The organism is Novosphingobium sp. MBES04 (assembly GCF_000813185.1).
Lineage (GTDB): Bacteria > Pseudomonadota > Alphaproteobacteria > Sphingomonadales > Sphingomonadaceae > Novosphingobium > Novosphingobium decolorationis.
Genome location: NZ_DF850489.1, coordinates 172,968 through 193,334 on the forward strand (window position 1 = coordinate 172,968; position 20,367 = coordinate 193,334).

Genomic DNA, 20,367 nt, shown 5'->3' on the forward strand with positions numbered 1-20,367 from the left:
TGGCCCGAGGGCGTCAGCTTGAGGCTCAGCGCCCCTCGCGGCCGCGCAGGGCCTCGACCAGATCGCGCAGCGCCTCGTTGGTGCGCAGGTTGATGTCGCGCTGGGGGAAGGGGATCTCGATGCCTTCTTCCTGGAACTTGTGCCACAGGGTCTTGAGGACCTCCGAGCGCACGTTGCCGATACCTTCCTCGGGGTCGGTGATCCAGCAGTGGATGATGAAGTTCACCGAGCTGTCGCCGTAGGATTCCAGCCACGCGGTCGGCGGCGGGGCATCGAGGACGCGCTTCACCGAGCGGGCCGCTTCCAGCATCAGCTTCTCCGCACGGTCGATGTCGGAATTGTAGGAAATCCCCACCGGCACCTGGATGCGCACGTTGCGGCTGGAATAGGACCAGTTCTCGACCTGATTGATCATCAGGTTCTCGTTCGGGATCAGGTATTCCTTCTGGTCGCGCGTGGTCAGCGAGACCGCCCGGATGCCGATCCGGCGGATCTGCCCGAACGTGGAATTGCCCGCCTGGTCGGTGATTGCGATGACGTCCCCGGGCTTGATCGACTTGTCCATGAGCAGGATGATGCCTGCGATCAAGTTGCCGAAGGTCTTTTGCAGGCCAAAGCCGATGGCCAGGCCGAACGCGCCCGAGAAGACGGTGAGCGCGGTGAGGTCGATCCCCAGCACGTCGATCCCGACAAGGATGGCAATGCCCCAGATGAGCAGGCTCAGCCCCTTCTCGATGAGGAGGCGCTGGGTCATGTCGAGCCGTGTCGCGCTGCTCAGCACCCGGTGCGAGAGCTTGCTTGTCATCCAGGCAATCGAGATGACGAGCGCCATGACGATGGCCACCACGGCCAGGTCCCAGAGCGAGAGGCGTGTGGAGCCGACCTCGATCGCGATGGCATCGAGCGTGTTGATGAAGCCGCCGATCGTGTTCGAATGCGAGGCGACCGCATCGCGCAGGCCGTCCGCGCCCGCCAGTGGCTGTTCGACGTATTGGGTGACCGTGGGCGTCGGGGAGGGCGCGGCGAGGGCTTCGCCCGTTGCCTCTGGGTCGGGGCTCTCGCCCGCGGCCATCTCGTTCGCCATCATCGCGGCGGCCGCCAGCGCGGCAGTTACGTTCATGCGCCCTTCCAGGCGGCAAGCGCCTGTTCGATGTCGGCGATGAGATCGTCGGGATCTTCGAGGCCGATGGCGAGGCGCACGCCGTGCCGGTCGGCCGCCGCGTCGTTGGCGCTGACCGGGGGCCAGGGCATGACCGAGCGCGCGCTCTTGGGCTGGATCGGGAGCGCCAGGCTTTCATAGCCGCCCCACGAGAAGCCGATGCCGAACAGCTGGAGCGCGTCGACGAAGCGGTTGCGGTCCTCCATCGTGCCGCCCCGGAAGACGAAGCTGAAGAGGCCGCAGCCGCCGGTGAAATCGCGGGCCCAGACATCGTGGCCGGGCGCACCGGGCAGCATCGGGCACAGGACCTGCGCCACTTCCGCGCGCTCTTGCAGGAACTGCGCGATCTTGAGGGCGCTGGCCGCTTCCTGGCGCAGGCGCAGGCTCAGCGTGCGAAGACCCCGCAGGGCCAGCGCCGCGTCGTCGGGAGAGACGACATTGCCCAGCTGCTGCGCGCGCTTGCGCAGCGCTTCGTAGAGTTCGGGGCCCGCGCTTGCAGAGCCCATCATCAGGTCCGAGTGCCCACCCACGTGCTTGGTGAGCGCCATCAGCGAGATGTCGATGCCCTTTTCCAGCGCCGCAAAGCCGAGCGGGCTCGCCCAGGTGTTGTCGAGCACCGAGATCGCTCCTTTTTCGCGCGCGATGCGGGCCAGTTGCGGCAAGTCGCACATCTCCATGGAGAGGCTGCCCGGCGCTTCCAGCAGGACGGCGCGGGTCTTTTCGCAGAAGGCCGCGGTGTAGGCCGCGATGTCGAGCGGGTCGAAGAAGCGCGTCTCCACCCCGAAATCGGCGAGGAGCCCGGTGCCCATCGAACGCGAGGGGTCGTAGGCGTTGTCGCTGATGAGCAGCACGTCGCCGGGTTTGAGCAGTGTGAGCAGCACGCCCGAGATCGCCGCGACGCCCGAGGGGTAGATGACCGTTCCGGCCGCCCCCGGTTCAAGCTGGGTCAGCGCCTCGCACAAGGCCCACTGCGTCGGGCTGCCGCGACGGCCGTAGAAGAAGTGTCCGTCCTCATTGTACTGGCTGCCCCGTGCGAGCGCGGCGGTGTCCTCGTAAAGATGGGTCGAGGCGCGCCAGACTGGCGGGTTGACGACGGCGCCTGTCCATTCCTTGCGCCGTCCCGCACCCACGACCCGGGTGGCCGTGCGCGTGGTCTTCAGATCCGTGCTGTCGCTCAAGTTCAACTCCGCGCCTCGCTTGGGGAGGCTTCGTGTGAGGGGGATGAGCGCGCAGCCTAACCGGGCGCGCCCGCGAAATCGAGAGGCAAGAGATGCTTGCGCCGCCCGGCCGCGATTTCGCGCACGTCGAGCACGGCCATGTCGCGCGGGCCGGTGTCGATGCGGATGGGCGCGAGGGCGGAGGTTGGGGCATCGGCGCCCGCGCGGCCCGGCTGGCCGACCGTGAAGACGAGCCCTAACCCGAGTTCGGGCTGGTCCGTGCGGGCCTCGGGGTGGCCCATGTCGGCGACGAGCGCGAGGCGTACGAGCGGCACGAAGAAGCGCGCATTGCCTTCATTGACCGCGCGGATCGCGCTCAGCGGAAGCTGCAGTTCTCCTTCGCGTACGATGTCCTCACCCTCCTTGAGGCGCGGGATCGCGGCGATCACGGGCAGGCTTTCCAGCGCGGGCGCGAGCTGCTCCTCGCGGCTGGCCGATCCGTGCGCGGAGGTGAGGTCGGCGTGGAGGTTGGCGGGCGGGATCTCGGTCAGCGCGCGCAGCGAGAAGCGGAAGCGCAGCGAGGCGTAGACCAGCGAGAGGCGCAGCGAGACGGCCTCGAAGGCGATCTCGCCGTGCGCCTGGGCGCGGCTGGAAGCCGGAGCCGGGGCGGGCACCGGAGCCGGATTCGCAGCAGGCGGGGCCATGTCCGGGGATGGTGTCGGAGCGGCTGCGGGGCGCGGTGTCGGCCGGGGCGCAGGACGCGGTGCGGGCCGGGGCGCCACCTTGCGGCCCTCGTCCTTGCGCCGCGCGCGTGCGAAGCCGCCGAGAAGAAGCAGCGCCAGCAGGCCGGCGGGAAGGGCCCACCACCACAAGGGCCATGCCTCGGACGTGGCGTCGGCCTGCGCGGGCGCGGGAGATACAGGATCGGGCGCAGCGGGCGGAGCGGGGCTGCTGGTGGTCTCGGTGGCCTCGGCTTCGTCCGGTGTCGGTGTGGCGCGGGGCGCGGCGGGTGGCGGCGCAGTCTCCTGCGCCGGGCGGGCGTGTTCAGGGCCGCCGGGCTCGGGACGGGGCTGCGCGGACGGGGTGGGGGAAGGGACTTGCCGGGCTGTCGGACGTGCGTCGGTCGGGAGCGCGGGCGAAGGCTTTGCCGCAGGCGTGGGCGCAGCAGATGGCGATGGGGTGGGCGCAGCTGGCGCGCGGGTCTGTGTCGGGATGGGAAGGGGCGGCAAGGGCTGCACGCCGCCCGGCAGCGTGGTCGGGTCCTCCGGATCGACCGGCCCGGCCACATCGGGCGCGCTCGGACTGGCCGGGCCAGCGGGCAGGCTCCAGGCGCGCGCTCCTGTGCGGATGCGGCCTGTGCCAGGGACAGCGTAAGCAGCGCAAAGGCGCTGGCGGTGGTGACCTGATCGATTCCCCTCATGCCTTCCTCCCAAACGCGCGCGCGGTGAACCGTGTCTTAATGCCTGCGCCGTAGTCGGGGGCGGCGCGACGGACGGTTGCGGTTGCGAGACCTCTTGCCTCGCACGGCCTCCCGGTCCATGCGGACAAGCATGAGCGATACACCCTCTTCCCCGTCGCTGGCGCCCGTGCATCTGGGCCAGCAGAGCGCGCTTCCCGCATCTCCTGAGGAGGCGGTTCTCGACTATGTGCCCAATCCGCGGGCCAAGTCCCTCTATCTTGTCCGTTTTGCCGCGCCCGAGTTCACCTCGCTGTGCCCGGTGACCGGCCAGCCCGACTTCGCGCACCTCGTCATCGACTACGCGCCGGGTGAGACCATCGTCGAATCGAAGAGCCTCAAGCTCTTCCTTGGCTCGTTCCGCAACCACAACGGCTTCCACGAGGACGTGACGGTGGGGATCGGCCAGCGCCTATTCGACGAGATGAAGCCCCACTGGCTGCGCATCGGCGGCTACTGGTACCCGCGCGGCGGCATCCCCATCGACGTGTTCTGGCAGTCCGGCGCAGCGCCCGAGGGCCTGTGGGTGCCCGACCAGGGCGTGCAAGGCTATCGCGGCCGGGGGTGATGCGGCCTTCGGGTGCCAGATTCGTGTAAAGTAGAAGATGAAGTTCGAGGGCCATCGCCCTCGGGCTCCCCAAACCTTTGAAAGATTGCGCTTGTACGCGCTTACTCTCTAGAAGCGATACGCTCGCAGCGGCCGAAGGCGGTTCGTGCGGCGTGAGAAATGATCTTTGATGTCCTGTTCCGCCCCGTTGCGGTCATCGGATTGGTTAGGCATTTAGACGTCGATGCGCAGACGACAGCCCGACCGCTATGATTACCTTTTTCAAATTGTCAGCGTCTTCCTGACATTTGCAGCCATAGCTTTTTCAAGGGGTCAAGGCTGGTCTTGGCCACTTTCGATCACGTTCTTAATCGTCATCTCAATACCCGTTGGCCTTGGTCTCGCTTGGTTAAAGCACCAACTACAAAAGCGGAGGCGCTAAGGCAGCTTGCCACCCATTCGAGATGCCGCATTTGACGACCAATTCACGCACGCATGGTCAGTTCTGCGCAAACTGAACCTTGCCGACACGGGTGAGATCCACTTCTCCGGTGCCCAGCGCGGCAAGCTGGGCGGAGGGGAGGCACTGGGCGTAGACGGTGGGGGCATCGGCACGCATGGCTGCGTCGGTCTCCAGCGCGTCATCGAGTTGGCGGTCGCATTCGGCCCGCGTCTGGAAGGTCGCGACCGGGGCCTGCGCCTCGAGGCGGCGGCACGCGGTGCCATCGTCGCTGCATCCAAACAGGGCAAGGGCGATCAGGGTGGCGCTCATCGGTGTGTCTCCTTCCTTCCCCAAGACAACGGGGCTGCCGGCCAAAAGTATCCCGGAATTCTGCGGAAAATTCGGGAACTTTTGCCAAGGGAATGAATTCACGCTGCTTTTTGTCGGTCGGTGAGCCGACTCGTGTGCGCGACGAGCCGTTTTGTCGAGGCCGCATGTCGTGGTCACCAGAGAGCTACTCCCAAGTGCGTGCAATCTCTCGGGAATGGTGAACTCTACACTGGAACCGCGAGGGCGTTGGCGCGTATTAAGGCCCGCATGGACCATACCAAAGCCAAACTCATCATCCGCGAGGCCACGGTCGGGGACGCCCCCGCGATCGCGGCTCTGTCCGTCAAGGTCTACGGAAAGGCCGACGCCTTCACCCGCGCCGAATTGCGCGGGCAGATCATCAATTTCCCCGAGGGTCAGTTCGTGGCCGAATACGAGGGCGTGATCGTGGGCCACTGCGCCACGATGATCATCACCACCGCGCTCGCCTTCAAGCCGCACACCTGGGAAGAGATCACCAACGGCGGCTACGGCCGCATTCCGGACCCCGACGGTGACGTGCTCTACGGCTTCGAGGTCTGCGTCGACCCGGATTACCGCCGCCTGCGCATTGGCCAGCGCCTTTACCGCAAGCGCAAGGAACTGTGCCAGCACTTCGAACTGAAGGGCATCGCCTTTGCCGGCCGCATGCCTGGCTATTACCGCCGCAAGCGCACCTTCCCCAACCCGTCCGACTATCTCCAGGCCGTCATCGACAAGAAGGCCAAGGACCAGGTCATCAATTTCCAGATGAACGGCGGGTACGAGCCGCGCGGGATCCTGCGCGACTACCTGCCCAAGGACAAGGAAAGCGGCGGCAACGCGGTCCTGATGTACTGGACCAACCCGCTCGCCCCGCGCGACACCGGCAAGGCCGTGCCCGGCCTCAAGGAGCGCGTGCCCTCGCAGGTGCGCGTCGCCACCGTCCAGTTCATGATGCGCAAGATCTCCTCGCGCGACGATTTCGAGGAGCAGGTGGAATACTGGGTCGATGTGGCGGCGGACTACGAGAGCGACTTCGTGGTCTTCCCCGAGCTCTTCACCCTCGCGCTGCTCTCGGTTGAGGAGAAGAAGCTCCAGCCGGTCGAGGCGATCGAGAAGATCTCCACTTACACCAAGCGCTTCGTCTCGTTCATGCAGAACATGGCGGTGAGCTACAACATCAACATCATCGGCGGTTCGCACCCCACCCGCGTCGAGACCGAGGACGGCAAGAGCGAGATCCGCAACATTGCCTACACCTTCCTGCGCGATGGTTCGGTGCACGAATCGCAGAAGCTCCACCCCACCCCGTCCGAGGCCAAGTGGTGGAACATCAAGGGCGGCTACGGCGCCAACGTGATCCCCACCGACTGCGGCCCGATCGGGGTCATGGTCTGCTACGACAGCGAGTTCCCCGAACTGGCCCGTCACCTCGTCAACCAGGGCGCGCTCATGCTCTTCGTGCCCTTCTGCACCGACGAGCGGCGCGGGTACCTGCGCGTGCGCTACTGCTGCCAGGCGCGCGCGGTGGAGAACCAGTGCTACGTCGTCACCTCGGGCGTCGTGGGCAACCTCCCCAACGTCGAGAACATGGACGTTCACTACGCCGAAAGCGCGATCCTGACGCCCTCGGACTTCCCGTTCTCGCGCGATGGCGTGGCGGCCGACACCGCGCCCAACACCGAGACCATCGCGATTGCCGACCTTTCGCTCGATTCGCTGCTGACCGCGCGCCAGTCGGGCGCGGTGCGCAACCTGCGCGACCGTCGCTTTGACCTCTACCGTGTGGAGTGGACACAGGCGCAAGGGTAAGGCAAGGCCAAGTCCATGATCCTTCCCGGCTTTCACGCAGCGAGTGCGATGCTCATCGCGCTCGCCATGTTCTATGGCTTCTTCAATGGAAAGCTGCGGGTCGAGATCGTCTCGCTGCTGACCATCGCGGCCATTGCCCTCCTGCTCTACGTCATGCCGATGCCCGGCGAGACCAAGTACGCCGGGCTTGAACTGGCGTTCCAGGGCTTCGGGCACTACGCGCTGGTCACCATCTGCGCGCTGATGATCATGGGCCGGGGGCTGGTTGTAACCGGCGCGCTCGACCCGGCGGCGCGCGCGCTGGCGCGGGTCTGGCAATTCAACAAGAGCCTGGGCCTGCTCTTCACGCTTGTCGTGTGCCTGTTCATGTCGATGCTCATCAACGACACGCCCGTGCTCGTGCTGATGATCCCGATCCTCGCGCAGATGGCGACGCGCGGCGGCATGCCCGCTTCCAAGACACTGATGCCGGTCAACGCGGCGATCCTCATCGGCGGCATGTCGACCACCATCGGCACCTCGACCAACCTGCTCGTCGTCTCGATCGCGCAGGACCTGGGAATGCGCACGCTCTCGGTCTTCCATTTCACGCCCATCGTGCTGATCTCGGTGCTGGTGGCGCTGCCCTACCTGTGGCTGGTCATGCCGCGCCTGCTGCCCGACAACACCAAGCAGGTCTCGGTCGAGAGCCGCCGCTTTCTTGCCAAGCTGCGCCTCTCCGACGATGCGCCGATGCGAGGCAAGACCATCGAGGAAGCGCGCGGGAACCTGCCCGAGGACGTGCGTGCCTGGCTGCCGCCGGGCAACCGCAGCCACGTCGGGCGCCGCCTTCTGGCCGAGGGCACCTACAAGGGCCTCCAGGAGGCCGCGCGCACACTCTCGGCCACGCTGGCGCCGCGCTGGCTGACCGAGCGGATCAAGGCCGATTCCACGCGCTCGCGCGAGGACCTGATGGTGGCCGAGATGATCCTCGCGCCCGATTGCCGCCTGATCGGCCTCACGCCCAGTACCGCGGGGTTCGAGGGCGTGGCGATGCTGGGCATCCACCACGTCCACCAGCCCTTGCGCGACACCCGCGCGCACACGCCCGACACCGCCATGGCCGAAGGCGACGTGCTCCTGATGATGGGCATGCCCGAGGACCTGCGCGCCTTTGCGCAGGCCGAGGGTCTTCTCCAGATCGAGGGCGGCGAGGAGATCACCCGTTCGGGCAAGGCACTGCTCGCGGTCGCGATCATGCTGGGCTCGGTCGGTCTGGCCAGCTTCGGCCTCGTGCCCATCGCGATCTCGGCGCTGGCGGGCGCGATCCTCATGTTCGTGACGGGCTGCGTGCGCTTCGAGCGCGTGGGCCGGGCGCTTTCGGCCAAGATCATCGTCCTGGTCGCCAGTTCCATCGCGCTCGGGCGTTTCATCCTGGTTTCGGGCGCGGCGGAATGGCTCGGCCAGATCCTCTCGAGCGGCCTGCAGTACCTGCCGCCCGCCGGCGTGCTCGCCGCGATCATGGTCTTCGTGACCCTGATGACCAATTTCGCCTCGAACACCGCGGCCGCCGCCGTCGGCACGCCGATTGCCTTCAATATCGCCAAGCAACTGGGCATGCCCGAAGAGCCGCTGGTGCTCGCCGTCCTGTTTGGCTGCAATCTGTGCTACGCAACCCCGGTCGCCTACCAGACCAACATGATGATCCTCACCGAAGGTGACTACACCTTCAAGGATTACCTGCGTTCGGGCGTTCCGCTCGTGCTCATCATGGTGGCCGCGCTCTCGACCACGCTGGTCTTCTGGTACGGGATCTGATCGGTCCGGCTGCGGCCCGAGAGGAGCGCTTCACGCAGGTCCTCCGGGCTCGGCAGGTCGAGCGCGTCGAGGTCCGCCACGCCCACGATGGCATCCTCGCCATAGCACTCGGCCAGCGCGATGGTTTTGGCCCGGACGTGCTTGTTCGTCTCCAGTGAGTAGAACGCGGTGACCGTGGGGAGTTCGGGGTCGCCGGGGCACTGGTCGACGACGAGCGCGATGCGCGCGGAACGCAGCTGCACGAACGAGCCCACCGGATAGACCCCGAGCGCTTCCTTGAAGCGGGCGAGGATCTCGGTGTCGAGCGAGCCCGACAGGCCCATGAGGGTTTCCATGGCCTCGGACGGGTCGAGCGCGCGTCCGGTGACAGCGCCCGAGACGATCAGGTCATAGCTGTCGCAGATCGCGGCCATGCGCGAGAAGACGTCGAGGTCGCGGGTGTCGAGCGCCTGGGGATAGCCCTCACCATCGAGCCGTTCGTGGTGGCGCATGACCGCCTGCAGCACTTCCTCGGGCACGTCGCCCGCCGAGGCGAGCATCTCGCGTCCGATCAGGCAATGACGGCCCAGCAGTTCGCGCTCCTCGCCGCGCGCAGGGGAAAGGACGGCCTGGGCAACCTCGGGCAGATCCGCCTCGACCCGCGCGAGGCCGACGTCGAGGAGAAGCCCGGCAAGTCCCGCGAGGCGCATTTCGCCCGGTGGCAGGCGCATCTGCCGGGCGAGCGAGACCATCAGCGCGCTTACCGCCAGCATGTGGTGATAGGTCGCCTCGCTCTCGGCTTTGCAGCGCATGAGGCCCGAGAAGGCGTAGGGGTTGCGCTGGATCGAGGCGAAGATGTCCTCCACCACCGGCGCGACATCGGCCACGCGCGGCACCTTGCCCAGGCGCGCCTCCAGGAAGACCCTGGAGATGATCTTGTTGGCCTTGCCCGCAAGCCGCCGGGCCGAGCCGAATTCGCGGGTGAGGGGGACAGGCCCCGAGGCCGTGCGCGGGGAAGGCCGGGCGGGCGGTGCCGGGGAGACGGCGGCGGGTGGCGATGCGGGGCCCGGCGCGGGCGTGGCCACCAGCGGACGGCGCAAGGGGCGAACCGGCGCGGGCGAGGACGCGGCGGTTTCATCGCCGGGCAGGTCGCGGCCCTTGTCGGTGTCGATGACGATGGCGTCGAGCCCGCTGGCGCGCAGTTCGCTGCACCGCGCAGCGTCCTCGACCACGAAATGCGCGCGCCAGAAGGGGTGGGCGAACCAGTTGCCCTGGAAGGCGTGAATGTACATGCCCTGCTCGACCTGCGAGGGCGCGATGCGCTTGAGAACCATGGATGAACTGTCCCTGTGCCGGGGGGCGATGGTGTCAGGACATCGTCTCTTTCCCGTGATCGCGCGGCCTGGGGGATCTACGTGGTCGAGGCGCCGGACGAGGCCATGGACAAGTGGCTGGCAAGGCGGCACCATCGCGCGTGGCAAGGCTCCGCAAAGAGGGCCGTGGTCGCTATCCTGCCTCTGGGAGATGGTCTTCGTGTTCAGCGCTGTCGGCCTTGTTGCCGCTCTTGCTCTCCTCATTCTCCTGACCGTGCGCGGGGTGCATATCCTGCTTGCCGCGCCCGCCTGCGCGGCGGTGGTGGCCGCGACCAGCGGTCTGGCCTTCCTGCCGCCGCTGGCGGATACGGGAGAAGGGGACTTCGCGACAAGCTACATGGCCGGGTTCACCGGCTTCTTCGCCGACTGGTTCTGGATGTTCCTGCTCGGCGCGATCTTCGGCGAGGTCATGGCCGCGAGCGGGGCCGCGGCGAGCGTGGCGCGCGGCGTGGTCGCGCGCATTGGCCTTCGCCACGCGGTTCTGGCCGTGGTCGCGGCGGCGGCACTTCTCACGTATGGCGGGGTCTCGGTCTTCATCGTGGGGTTTGCGGTCTATCCCCTCGCGGTCCATCTCTTCCGCGAGGCGGACCTGCCGCGCCGGTTCATCCCGGCCGCGCTCGCCTTCGGGTCGGTCACCTTCACGATGACCAGCGCGGGCTCGCCCGAGATCCAGAACCTGATCCCGATGCAGTACCTGGGCACCGATGCCTATGCGGCCTGGCCGGTCAGCCTGCTGGTCGCGGGCCTGATGGCGGGGCTGGGCTATCTGCTTCTCGACCGGATGGTGCACCGCGCGAAGGCGCGCGGCGAGCGCTTCGAGGCGCGCAAGGGGGACAGCGCGCACGATGACCATACGCACCTTCCCCCGCCGCTGCTGTGCCTGGTACCGCTCCTTGCCGTGCTGGGCGTTTTCCTGCTGCTCCAGTACCCGCAGGGCGTGCCGGGGCTGGCCTGGGCGCTGCCGCAGCAATCGCTGGGCAAGTGGGCGCTGGTGGTGGCCCTGGGCGCAGGATGCCTGCTGGCGCTGGGCGTGGGCTACCGGGCCCGCGCGGCCATGCCCGGCGCGTTCACGCGCGGGGCGGGCGGGGCCGTGGTCGCGATCACCAACACCTGTGCGGTCGTCGGCTTCGGGTCGGTTGCCGCGCTTTCGCCCGCCTTCCAGATGGCGCTCGCGGCGCTGCAGGGACTGCCGGGCGATCCCCTCATCGGTGCGGCCGTGGCGGTGACCGTGATCGCCGCGCTGACCGGCTCGGCCTCGGGCGGGCAGACCATCGCCCTGCCGCTGCTCGCGCCCGGCTATCTGGAAGCCGGAGCCGACCCTGCGCAGCTCCACCGCACCGTCGCGATCGCCAGCGGCGCGCTCGATAGCCTGCCGCACAACGGCTATGTCGTGACCACCATTCGGGCGATCTGCGGGGAGACCCACAAGGCGGCCTATCCGGCTCTCGGCGTGCTGACGGTGCTTGTGCCGCTGCTCGGTCTAGCCCTTGCCATCGGCCTGTTTGTCCTGATCTGAGGCGCTGAGTTAACGCTAAAAAAAGGATATTGCGTCGGATTATACTCGCGTCCAATAGTTAGACGTTCGAGATTATGGAAAAAATGAACTCGCAATGACAAAGATACCAAGCGAAGCGGTGAGCGAGCGCGTGGCCGCAATTCTGGCCCGGCGCATCCTGTCGGGCGAACTGGCGCCGGGCCTGCGGATCAAGCAGGACGAACTGGCCGCCGAACTGAACACGAGCCGCATCCCCGTGCGCGATGCGCTGCGTATCCTGGAATCGCGGGGACTGGTGACGATGCGGGCCAACACTGGCGCGCGGGTCGTCGCGCCCGCGCGCTCGGACATTGCCGCCGCGTTCGACATTCGCGAGCGTCTGGAGCCGCTGCTGCTGGCCGACAGCATGGCGAACTTCGGCGCGGAGGACGTCGAGGCCCTACGCGCGGTCGTGCGCGCAGGCGAGACCGCGACAACGCCCGAGGACATGATCGAGCACGGGCGCGAATTTCACTGGATGACCTACAGCCGTCACACCTCGACCCTGCTGGCGACCATGGTCGAGCGCGTCTGGGACGTGGGCCAGGCGTTCGTCCTGGGGACATGGAAGGCAATGGATGCCGCGGCCGCCGAGCATGCCCGCCAGGACCACCTGCGCGAACACCATGTGCTGTGCGAAGCCATCGCCCGCCGCGAGCTGGAAACCGCCCAGGCCGCACTCGTGCTGCATTTACGGCGCGTCCGCGCGGTCGTGCTCGGGCAGGTGGAGGCCATGCACCCGGCGCAGGCCGCCCGGGTCTGAAATCCGCCTCCGGCGCCGTCAGGGCGCCGAGAAGCTTTCCTCCAGAGCCGCCGCGCGCGCCGCGGCCTCGCGCTCGGCGCGCTGCGCTTCGAGGCGCGAGGGGCTGGTCGCGTAGACCGCAATCGTCGCGGTGATGGCGCGGGGGCTGGCTGGGGGGCTGGTACGGGCCCCATCCTTGGCAGGCGCCTGCGAAGTCTCGGGCAGGGGGGCGACCGCGCCATCGATCTGCGCGGCAATCCCGGCATCGGCGAGCAGGCGCGCAAGCGCCGTCAGCCGGGCAGGATCGGCCCCCGAAATCGTCACTTCACCAAGTCCCCAGCGTTGGAGCGCCCAGATGCCGAGGTCGGTCGCAATGGCGTCCTCGGGAACCTGCGCGTCCTCGCTCGCCTCCAGCAGGACGGTGAGCCGCGGCTGGGGCGGGGGCATCAGGCGCACCGTCCAGCCGTTGACGCCCTGGCTCGCCGCCTTCTCGGTCGCGCGGTAGTCGGCCAGGGTCCAGTCGGGCGCGGGGACGGGCTCGAGATAGACCATGCGCTGCGCGCGGTCGGTCCAGATCGAGCGGGTCGCAGGCCAACCTTCTGGCGGATCGCCTTGTAGGGCGGAACGTCGGCGGCAATGCCTGCGGTCGTGCGCTCCATCGCGGCATCGACCATGGCCTGCGTCTGCGAGCGCACGTCGGCGGCGAGCACCTGCTGCAAGGAGACATCGACGTCTTCGCCCAGGGTTTCCTTGAGCGCGTTCTCGGCGGCGATCTCGCGTTGCCGGTGTAGCTGGTGGCAATGACCAGCGCCTTGACCTTGGGCGAGCCCAGCAGGCTGGAGCTGACGTCGAGCTGGGCGATGGTCACGCCCCTCTCGCCGCAGGCCGCGATGATCGCTTCCTGCGCGGCCGAGCGGATGCGCGCCTCGTTGGTGAGCTTCATCAGCGTCATCGTGAGTGGTGTCGCCAGCGCAAGGAAGGCCCGACGAGGATCGTCGCATAGCGGGGCGTCCACTCGACCTTGCCGAAGGGCCGCGCCGCGCCCGAAAGCCGCGCGATGAGGGCAAAGGCGAAGGTGATCGCGGCAAGGTTGGTCAGGAACAGCAGCAGCGCGCCCAGCGCGAACATGGGCTGGAGCACGCCGATGCCATAGCCGATGACGGTCAGCGGGGGCATCAGCGCGGTCGCGATGGCAACCCCGATGGCGGTCCCGCCCTTGCCGATCACGGTCGAATAGCCGCCCGCGATGCCCGAGAACAGCGCGACCGCGAGGTCGAGCAGGTTGGGCTCGGTCCGCGCGAGGATCTCGGGCGTGGCGTTGCGGATGGGCGAGAGCCAGGTGAGGACGATGCCGGTGGCAATGCCGATGCCTGCACCAATGGCGACGACGCGGATCGAATCGCGGATGCGGTGCCCGTCGAGCGAGGCAAAGCCGAAGCCCATGGCCGCAATCGGGCTCATCAGCGGGGAGACGAGCATCGCGCCGATAACGACCGCGGTCGAGGACTGGAGCAGGCCCAGGATCGCGATGCCAGCCGCGAGCGCGCACATCAGGACGTAGCCGTGGGTGAGCTGGCCTTCCTGGCGCACCGTCTGGCGCAGGTCATAGGCCTGGTCGGGGCTGAGTTCGGGCAGGAGCACCGCGTGCGCGAACTTGACGCGCAGGACATGGAAGAACGCCTCGCCCCGGCGCACCCAGTGCGGGCGGGCCGCCCACATCTCGTTGATCGGGCCCTTGGGCGTGAACGGAGCCTCGGTGTCGGGGCCGCTTGTGCCATCGCCGGGAAGCTGGGTCTCGGGCATGGCCGGATCAGGACCTTGGGCGGTATCAGGACCTTGGGGGGGGATTGGTCGATGTCACTGGGAGGTTACCCGACTTGGGCCGTGCGCGCATGGCGCGACTGGATGGTGGAAATGAGGCGGGCGATGGTGCCGCCCTGGATGACGACCGCGAAGACCACGACGATGTAAGTCACCGCGAGCAGCTCGGAGCGGATCTCGGCGAGCGGGAGCGAGAGGGCCAGCGCAATCGAGATACCGCCGCGCAGACCTCCCCAGACCAGCGTCGGGAAGGCGAGGGGGCCCATGTCGATGGCCCGCTTCATCGCCAGCAGCGGCGCGCCGACCGCCAGCGCGCGGGCCAGAAGGACGATGCCCACGGTGGCGAGGCCCACCAGCATGTAGCCGGGCTCCAGGTCGAGCGCGATGACCTCGAGGCCGATCAGCAGGAACAGCACCGCGTTCAGGATCTCGTCGATGAGCGCCCAGAACTTGATGACGTGGTCGCGCGTGGTGTCGCTCATGGCATGGGCGATCCCGGCGTTGCCGATGATGAGCCCGGCAATCGCCATCGCCACAGGGCCGCTGACGTGGGTCGCCATGGCCAGGCTGTAGCCGCCCATGACAACGGCGAGCGAGATCATCACCTCGATGTTGTATTCATCGATCGACTTCATCGCGGCATAGCCGATGCCGCCTACCGCAAGGCCCAGGACCGCGCCGCCCAGCGCCTCGCGCGCGAAGTGGCCGAGCGCGAAGGACCAGGTGAATTCCTCCGTGCCGGTTGCGAGCGCGATGAGGATGGTGAAGACGACAACGCCGATGCCGTCGTTGAACAGGCTTTCACCCGCGACGGTCGCCTGGAGCGTCTCGGGCATGGCCGCACGCTTCATCACCGCCATGACCGAGACCGGATCGGTCGGGCTGATGAGTGCGCCGAAGACGAGGCACCAGGTGAGCGGGACCGGGATGCCCACGGCCAGCGAGAGCGCGTAGAACCCCGCGCCGACAAGCCCGGTCGAAAGGAGCACGCCCACGGTGCTGAAGACCAGGATCGGCAGCGCACCTTTTCGCATGTGCGCCCAGCTGACATGCATCGCGCCTGCAAAGAGCAGGAACGAGAGCATCCCGTCCATCAGTGTCTTCGAGAAGTCCAGGTCGGCCAGGAACCGGCCGAAGGTCGCCGAAAGGGTGCTGGTGGGCACGAGATGGTCGTAGGCGACCAGCAGTAGCGAGGCGAGTGTCCCCATGATGGTGAGCCCCACGGTCGAGGGCAGACGCAGCGTGCGGTAGTTGAGATAGCCCAGCGCCGCGGCCATCACGATCAGGAACGCGGCGGCATCGAAGGGGGAGAGTTCGTGCATCGCCCATCCTTAGCCCGCGCTCCCGGGCTTGCCTAGCGGTCTCGGCGGCGGCGGACGTGGCGGGAATGCGGGCAAGTGCATTGGAAAGCGGGGTTCTTTTGTTCGGCGCTGCACAATTTGGCTTGCTGCATTGCAACCTTGTGGTAGCCATGGTGCCTCGTAGTTTCGGATTCCCGGGCGCGGTTGCGCTCCGTTCAGGCTTTTGGCCGTGCATGGGCCAGTTCTTGGGGTTCTCCTGCGGGCGGCTTCGGAGCCGGGTCCTTGCCGTTTGAGGAGAATCTCCGTGGCAGGCAGTCCTTCCGAGTTCGACGATCACATCGTTCGCGTATTGCGCCACCGCGTCGGCAAGGACGAGCGGGCGGCCAAGCACCACGACTGGTACAACGCGGCGATCTACGCGCTTCGCGACCACATCATCGACGACTGGATCGATTCCACGCGCCGCACGTATGAGACGGGCGGCAAGCGGGTCTACTACCTCTCGATGGAGTTCCTGATCGGGCGCCTGCTGCGCGATGCGCTCTCGAACATGGGCATGACCCGCGAGATGGAAAAGGCGCTCGCCGCGCACGGGCTCGACCTCGCCGAGATCGAGGAATTCGAACCCGATGCCGCGCTTGGCAACGGCGGGCTCGGGCGCCTCGCGGCCTGCTTCATGGAGAGCCTCGCCACCCTCGACATCCCGGCCTATGGCTATGGCATCCGCTACGTGAACGGCATGTTCCGCCAGCGCATCGACGATGGCTGGCAGGTGGAACTGCCCGAGACCTGGCTTGAACACGGCAACCCCTGGGAGTTCGAGCGGCTGGAGAGCAGCTACCGCATCGGCTTTGGCGGCGAGGTGACGGTGGACGGCGACATCGCCTCCTGGCACCCGGCCGAGCAGGTCGAGGCGACCGCGGTCGATACGCCTGTGGTGGGCTACAAGGCGAAGCGGGTGAACACGCTTCGGCTGTGGAGCGCGACCGCGCTCGACCCGATCAAGCTCGACGCCTTCAACGCGGGCGACCACTTCGGCGCACTTTCGGAGCAGGTGCGCGCCGACAGTCTGGTGCGCGTGCTCTACCCGGCCGATTCCAGCCCGGCGGGCCAGGAACTGCGCCTGCGCCAGGAGTACTTCTTCACCGCCGCCTCGGTGCAGGACATCGTGCGCCGCCACATGCAGTACGAAGGCGATATCCGCACGCTGCCCGAGAAGGCCTCGATCCAGCTCAACGACACCCATCCCTCCGTCGCCGTGGCCGAGCTGATGCGGCTCATGGTCGATGTCCACCAGCTTGAATTCAACGAAGCCTGGGAGGTCTGCCGCAAGACCATCTCCTACACCAATCACACCCTTCTGCCCGAAGCGCTGGAGACCTGGCCGCTCCCGCTGTTCGAGCGGCTCCTGCCGCGCCACATGCAGATCATCTACGCGATCAACAGCCGTATCCTGCGCGAGGCGCGCAAGGCGGGCTGCGACGATGGCCAGATTGCCGCGATCTCGCTCATCGACGAATCGGGGGAGCGGCGCGTGCGCATGGCGAACCTCGCCTTCGTCGGGGCGCATTCGGTGAACGGGGTGGCCGCGCTCCATACCGAGCTGATGAAGGAGACGGTCTTTGCCGACCTCCACACGCTCTACCCCACGCGGATCAACAACAAGACCAACGGGGTGACCCCGCGCCGCTGGCTCCAGCAGTGCAACCCGGGCCTCACCAGGGTCATCCGCGAGGCCATCGGCGATGGCTTCATCCAGGACGCGGAGAAGCTCTCGGCGCTCAACGAACTGGCCACCGACACGCAGCTGGGCGAGCGCGTTGCCGAGGTCAAGCGCGCCAACAAGGTCGCGCTGGCCGAGCACCTCAAGGCCACGATGGGCATCCGCCTCAATCCCGACGCGCTCTTCGATGTCCAGATCAAGCGCATCCACGAGTACAAGCGCCAGCTTCTCAACCTGATCGAGACGGTCGCGCTCTACGACCAGATCCGCAGCCATCCCGAGCGCGACTGGGTGCCGCGCGTCAAGATCTTCGGCGGCAAGGCCGCGTCGAGCTACCACAACGCCAAGCTCGTCATCAAACTGGCCAACGACATTGCCCGGCGCGTCAATTCCGACCCCTCGGTGGGCGGCCTGCTCAAGGTCGTCTTCGTGCCCAACTACAATGTCAGCCTGGCTGAGAAGATCATTCCCGCCGCCGACCTCTCCGAGCAGATCTCGACCGCCGGGATGGAGGCTTCGGGCACGGGCAACATGAAGTTCGCGCTCAACGGCGCGCTCACCATCGGCACGCTCGACGGCGCCAATGTCGAGATCAAGGACAAGGTCGGGGACGAGAACATCGTGATCTTCGGCCTGACGGCCGAGGAAGTCGCCGAGCGGCGCGCCAACGGGTACGATCCGCGCGCGATCATCGAAGGCTCGCGCGAGCTGGGCCAGGCGCTTTCGATGATCGCCTCGGGCGTCTTCTCGCCCGACGACCGGGACCGCTACGCCGGGCTGATCGGCGGCCTCTACGAGCACGACTGGTTCATGTGCGCGGCCGATTTCGAAAGCTACGCCGAAGCGCAGCGCGCCGTCGATGCGCGCTGGCGCGATCCCGCCGCGTGGCGCACCTGCGCCATCCGCAATATCGCCAATGTGGGCTGGTTCTCCTCGGACCGCACGATTGGCGAATACGCCAAGGATATCTGGAAAGTTACGTGAATCCTCCTGAAAGTTCTCTCGATGCCCTGCTGGACGGTACGCACGGCGATCCCTTCTCGCTTCTTGGCGTCCACTCCGGTCCTGGCGGCACCTTCGCGCGCGTGATCCTGCCGGGTGCAGAGACCGCGGAGGCTTTCTCGATCGACGGGCAGTGCCTGGGCGAAGTCGCGCGGATCGATCCGCGCGGCATGTTCGAGGGCTACCTCCTGGGCGCGCCGCAACCCGTGCGCTACCGCTGCTCGACCGCGACGCGCGACTGGATCCAGACCGACGCCTACAGCTTCGCGCCCGTGCTTGGCCCTGTCGACGACCTCTTGATCGCGCAAGGCACCCACATGCGCCTGTTCGACAAGCTGGGCGCACACCTGATCGAGCACCAGGGCGCCAAGGGCGTCCATTTTGCGGTCTGGGCGCCCAACGCGCAGCGCGTCAGCGTCGTCGGCGATTTCAATGACTGGGACGCAGGCCGCCATGTGATGCGCCACCGCCGCGACATCGGCGTGTGGGAAATCTTCATCCCCGACATCCGCGACTACCGCGCCTACAAGTTCCACGTCGTCGGGCCCGATGGCATCGCCCGCCCGCTCAAGGCCGATCCCTTCGCCTTCATGACCGAAGTGCGTCCGCGCACGGCCTCGATCACCGCGAAGGTGGAAAAGCCCGACTGGAACGATGCGGCCCACCGCACCCACTGGGCCGGCGTCGATGCGCGCCGCGTGCCCGTCTCGATCTACGAGGTCCACGCCGGGTCCTGGCAGCGCGACCGCTGGAACTGGTTCCTCAACTGGGACGAGATGGCCGAGCAGCTCATCCCCTACGTCGTCGACATGGGCTTCACCCATATCGAGTTCCTGCCCATTGCCGAGCACCCCTACGACCCCTCCTGGGGCTACCAGACCACGGGTCTCTATGCGCCCTCTGCGCGCTTTGGCGAACCGGCCGGGTTCGCCCGCTTCGTGGAAGGGGCGCACAAGGCCGGGATCGGTGTGATCCTCGACTGGGTGCCCGCCCATTTCCCGACCGATGAACACGGCCTAGTCCGCTTCGATGGCACCGCGCTCTACGAGCACGAGGACTGGCGGCAGGGCTTCCACCCGGACTGGAACACCCTCATCTACAACTTCGGCCGCAAGGAAGTGGCGAGCTTCCTCGTCAACAACGCGCTGTTCTGGGCCGAGCGCTACCATGTCGATGGCCTGCGCGTGGATGCGGTCGCCTCGATGCTCTACCGCGACTACTCGCGCAAGGAGGGCGAGTGGACGCGCAACGAAGAGGGTGGACGCGAGAACTGGGAGGCGGTGGAGTTCCTGCGCGCGGTCAACCGCACGCTTTACGCCGAGCATCCCGGGATCATGACCTTTGCCGAGGAATCGACCGCCTGGCCCGGCGTGAGCGCTCCGGCCGACATTCCCGAGGACGGCACGCGCGCCACGGCGCTGGGCTTCGGGTTCAAGTGGAACATGGGCTTCATGCACGACACGCTGCGCTACATGGGCCGCGATCCGGTGCACCGCCAGTTCCACCACGAGGACATCACCTTTGGCCTGATGTACGCCTTCTCGGAGAACTTCGTGCTGCCCCTCAGCCACGACGAGGTCGTCCATGGCAAGGGCTCGCTGCTCTCCAAGATGAGCGGGGATGACTGGCAGCAGTTCGCGAACCTTCGCGCCTACTATGGCCTCATGTGGGGCTATCCGGGCAAGAAGCTGCTGTTCATGGGGCAGGAGTTCGCGCAGCGCCGCGAGTGGAGCGAGGAACGCGCGCTCGACTGGCACTTGCGCGAGGCCCCCGCGCACGAAGGCGTGCGCAACCTGGTGCGCGACCTCAACCGGCTCTACCGCGACAAGCCCGCGCTCCACGGGCGCGACTGCGAGGGTGAGGGCTTCGAGTGGCTGGTCGTCGACGATGCGACGAACTCGGTCTTCGCCTGGATGCGCAAGGCGCCGGATGCGAGGCCCGTGGTGGTCATCAGCAACATGACGCCCAACCTTCTGAAGGACTATGCGCTTGCCTTGCCGGGCGAGGGCAACTGGCGCGAGATCCTGAACACGGATTCGGTCTATTATGGCGGGTCGGGCAAGGGCAACCTGGGGCAGATCAGGGCGGCTGGCGGGCTCGCCCATGTCACCTTGCCGCCACTTGCCACGATCATGCTGGAATACGCGGGATAGAAGCAGGCCGTGGGCCAT

Annotated in this window: 15 protein-coding genes; 7 read left to right on the forward strand and 8 right to left on the reverse strand. The window is 67.3% G+C overall.

The features are described from left to right. Window positions 1–25: 25 nt before the first annotated feature. Genes MBENS4_RS14675 through MBENS4_RS24220 form a run of 3 tightly spaced genes read right to left on the reverse strand, consistent with a single transcriptional unit; the run spans window position 26 to window position 3,602 of the window. Window positions 26–1,072: a mechanosensitive ion channel family protein gene (locus MBENS4_RS14675; protein WP_052322625.1), complete on the reverse strand. Its 1,047-nt coding sequence runs from the start codon at window positions 1,070–1,072 to the stop codon at window positions 26–28. 44 nt (window positions 1,073–1,116) lie between these two features. Then, the gene (gene metC / locus MBENS4_RS14680) at window positions 1,117–2,343 is read right to left on the reverse strand and encodes a cystathionine beta-lyase (protein ID WP_039392632.1); all 1,227 of its coding nucleotides are present in this window, start codon (window positions 2,341–2,343) and stop codon (window positions 1,117–1,119) included. 50 nt (window positions 2,344–2,393) lie between these two features. Then, complete coding sequence (locus tag MBENS4_RS24220; RefSeq protein WP_144400953.1) at window positions 2,394–3,602, reverse strand: hypothetical protein; 1,209 nt, start codon at window positions 3,600–3,602, stop codon at window positions 2,394–2,396. Between the two features lie 264 nt (window positions 3,603–3,866). On the opposite strand from MBENS4_RS24220, the gene queF reads away from it, so the two are divergent. After that, window positions 3,867–4,340, forward strand: coding sequence for a preQ(1) synthase (queF, locus tag MBENS4_RS14690; RefSeq protein ID WP_039392634.1), 474 nt, complete (start codon window positions 3,867–3,869; stop codon window positions 4,338–4,340). 478 nt (window positions 4,341–4,818) lie between these two features. Here queF and MBENS4_RS14695 read toward each other — a convergent pair whose 3' ends face one another. After that, window positions 4,819–5,091, reverse strand: a complete 273-nt coding sequence (locus tag MBENS4_RS14695) for a hypothetical protein (RefSeq protein ID WP_039392635.1) — start codon at window positions 5,089–5,091, stop codon at window positions 4,819–4,821. A 267-nt stretch (window positions 5,092–5,358) separates the two neighbouring features. Between MBENS4_RS14695 and MBENS4_RS14700 the strand changes: the two genes are divergently transcribed. Beyond that, window positions 5,359–6,924 (forward strand): carbon-nitrogen hydrolase family protein, encoded by a 1,566-nt coding sequence (locus MBENS4_RS14700; RefSeq protein WP_039392636.1) that lies wholly within the window; start codon window positions 5,359–5,361, stop codon window positions 6,922–6,924. Window positions 6,925–6,939: 15 nt separating this feature from the next. Beyond that, a complete protein-coding gene (locus tag MBENS4_RS14705; RefSeq protein WP_039392637.1) occupies window positions 6,940–8,721 on the forward strand; it encodes an SLC13 family permease in 1,782 nt (593 codons plus the stop codon). On the opposite strand, the gene MBENS4_RS14710 is transcribed toward MBENS4_RS14705, so the two are convergent. Continuing rightward, on the reverse strand, window positions 8,640–10,034 hold the full coding sequence (locus MBENS4_RS14710; protein ID WP_084592172.1) for an HD-GYP domain-containing protein: 1,395 nt from the start codon (window positions 10,032–10,034) through the stop codon (window positions 8,640–8,642). The genes MBENS4_RS14705 and MBENS4_RS14710 overlap by 82 nt on opposite strands. 199 nt (window positions 10,035–10,233) lie before the next feature. Between MBENS4_RS14710 and MBENS4_RS14715 the strand changes: the two genes are divergently transcribed. Next, window positions 10,234–11,589 (forward strand): GntP family permease, encoded by a 1,356-nt coding sequence (locus MBENS4_RS14715; RefSeq protein ID WP_039394954.1) that lies wholly within the window; start codon window positions 10,234–10,236, stop codon window positions 11,587–11,589. Between the two features lie 94 nt (window positions 11,590–11,683). Further along, on the forward strand, window positions 11,684–12,370 hold the full coding sequence (locus tag MBENS4_RS14720; RefSeq protein ID WP_052322412.1) for a GntR family transcriptional regulator: 687 nt from the start codon (window positions 11,684–11,686) through the stop codon (window positions 12,368–12,370). 18 nt (window positions 12,371–12,388) lie between these two features. Here MBENS4_RS14720 and MBENS4_RS26755 read toward each other — a convergent pair whose 3' ends face one another. From MBENS4_RS26755 to MBENS4_RS14735, 3 genes are all read right to left on the reverse strand, one after another. Then, window positions 12,389–12,901 (reverse strand): hypothetical protein, encoded by a 513-nt coding sequence (locus MBENS4_RS26755; RefSeq protein WP_052322413.1) that lies wholly within the window; start codon window positions 12,899–12,901, stop codon window positions 12,389–12,391. Between the two features lie 396 nt (window positions 12,902–13,297). Further along, window positions 13,298–14,152: a TIGR00341 family protein gene (locus MBENS4_RS26760; RefSeq protein ID WP_052322414.1), complete on the reverse strand. Its 855-nt coding sequence runs from the start codon at window positions 14,150–14,152 to the stop codon at window positions 13,298–13,300. Between the two features lie 65 nt (window positions 14,153–14,217). Next, window positions 14,218–15,492 carry a cation:proton antiporter gene (locus tag MBENS4_RS14735; RefSeq protein WP_039392639.1) on the reverse strand — a complete coding sequence of 425 codons (1,275 nt, stop codon included), beginning with the start codon at window positions 15,490–15,492 and terminating at the stop codon, window positions 14,218–14,220. A 283-nt stretch (window positions 15,493–15,775) separates the two neighbouring features. On the opposite strand from MBENS4_RS14735, the gene MBENS4_RS14740 reads away from it, so the two are divergent. Further along, complete coding sequence (locus MBENS4_RS14740; protein ID WP_242404961.1) at window positions 15,776–18,178, forward strand: glycogen/starch/alpha-glucan phosphorylase; 2,403 nt, start codon at window positions 15,776–15,778, stop codon at window positions 18,176–18,178. Continuing rightward, window positions 18,175–20,349 carry a 1,4-alpha-glucan branching protein GlgB gene (gene glgB / locus MBENS4_RS14745; protein WP_039392641.1) on the forward strand — a complete coding sequence of 725 codons (2,175 nt, stop codon included), beginning with the start codon at window positions 18,175–18,177 and terminating at the stop codon, window positions 20,347–20,349. Before MBENS4_RS14740 ends, glgB begins: the two co-directional genes overlap by 4 nt. The last annotated feature ends 18 nt before the right edge of the window (window positions 20,350–20,367 follow it).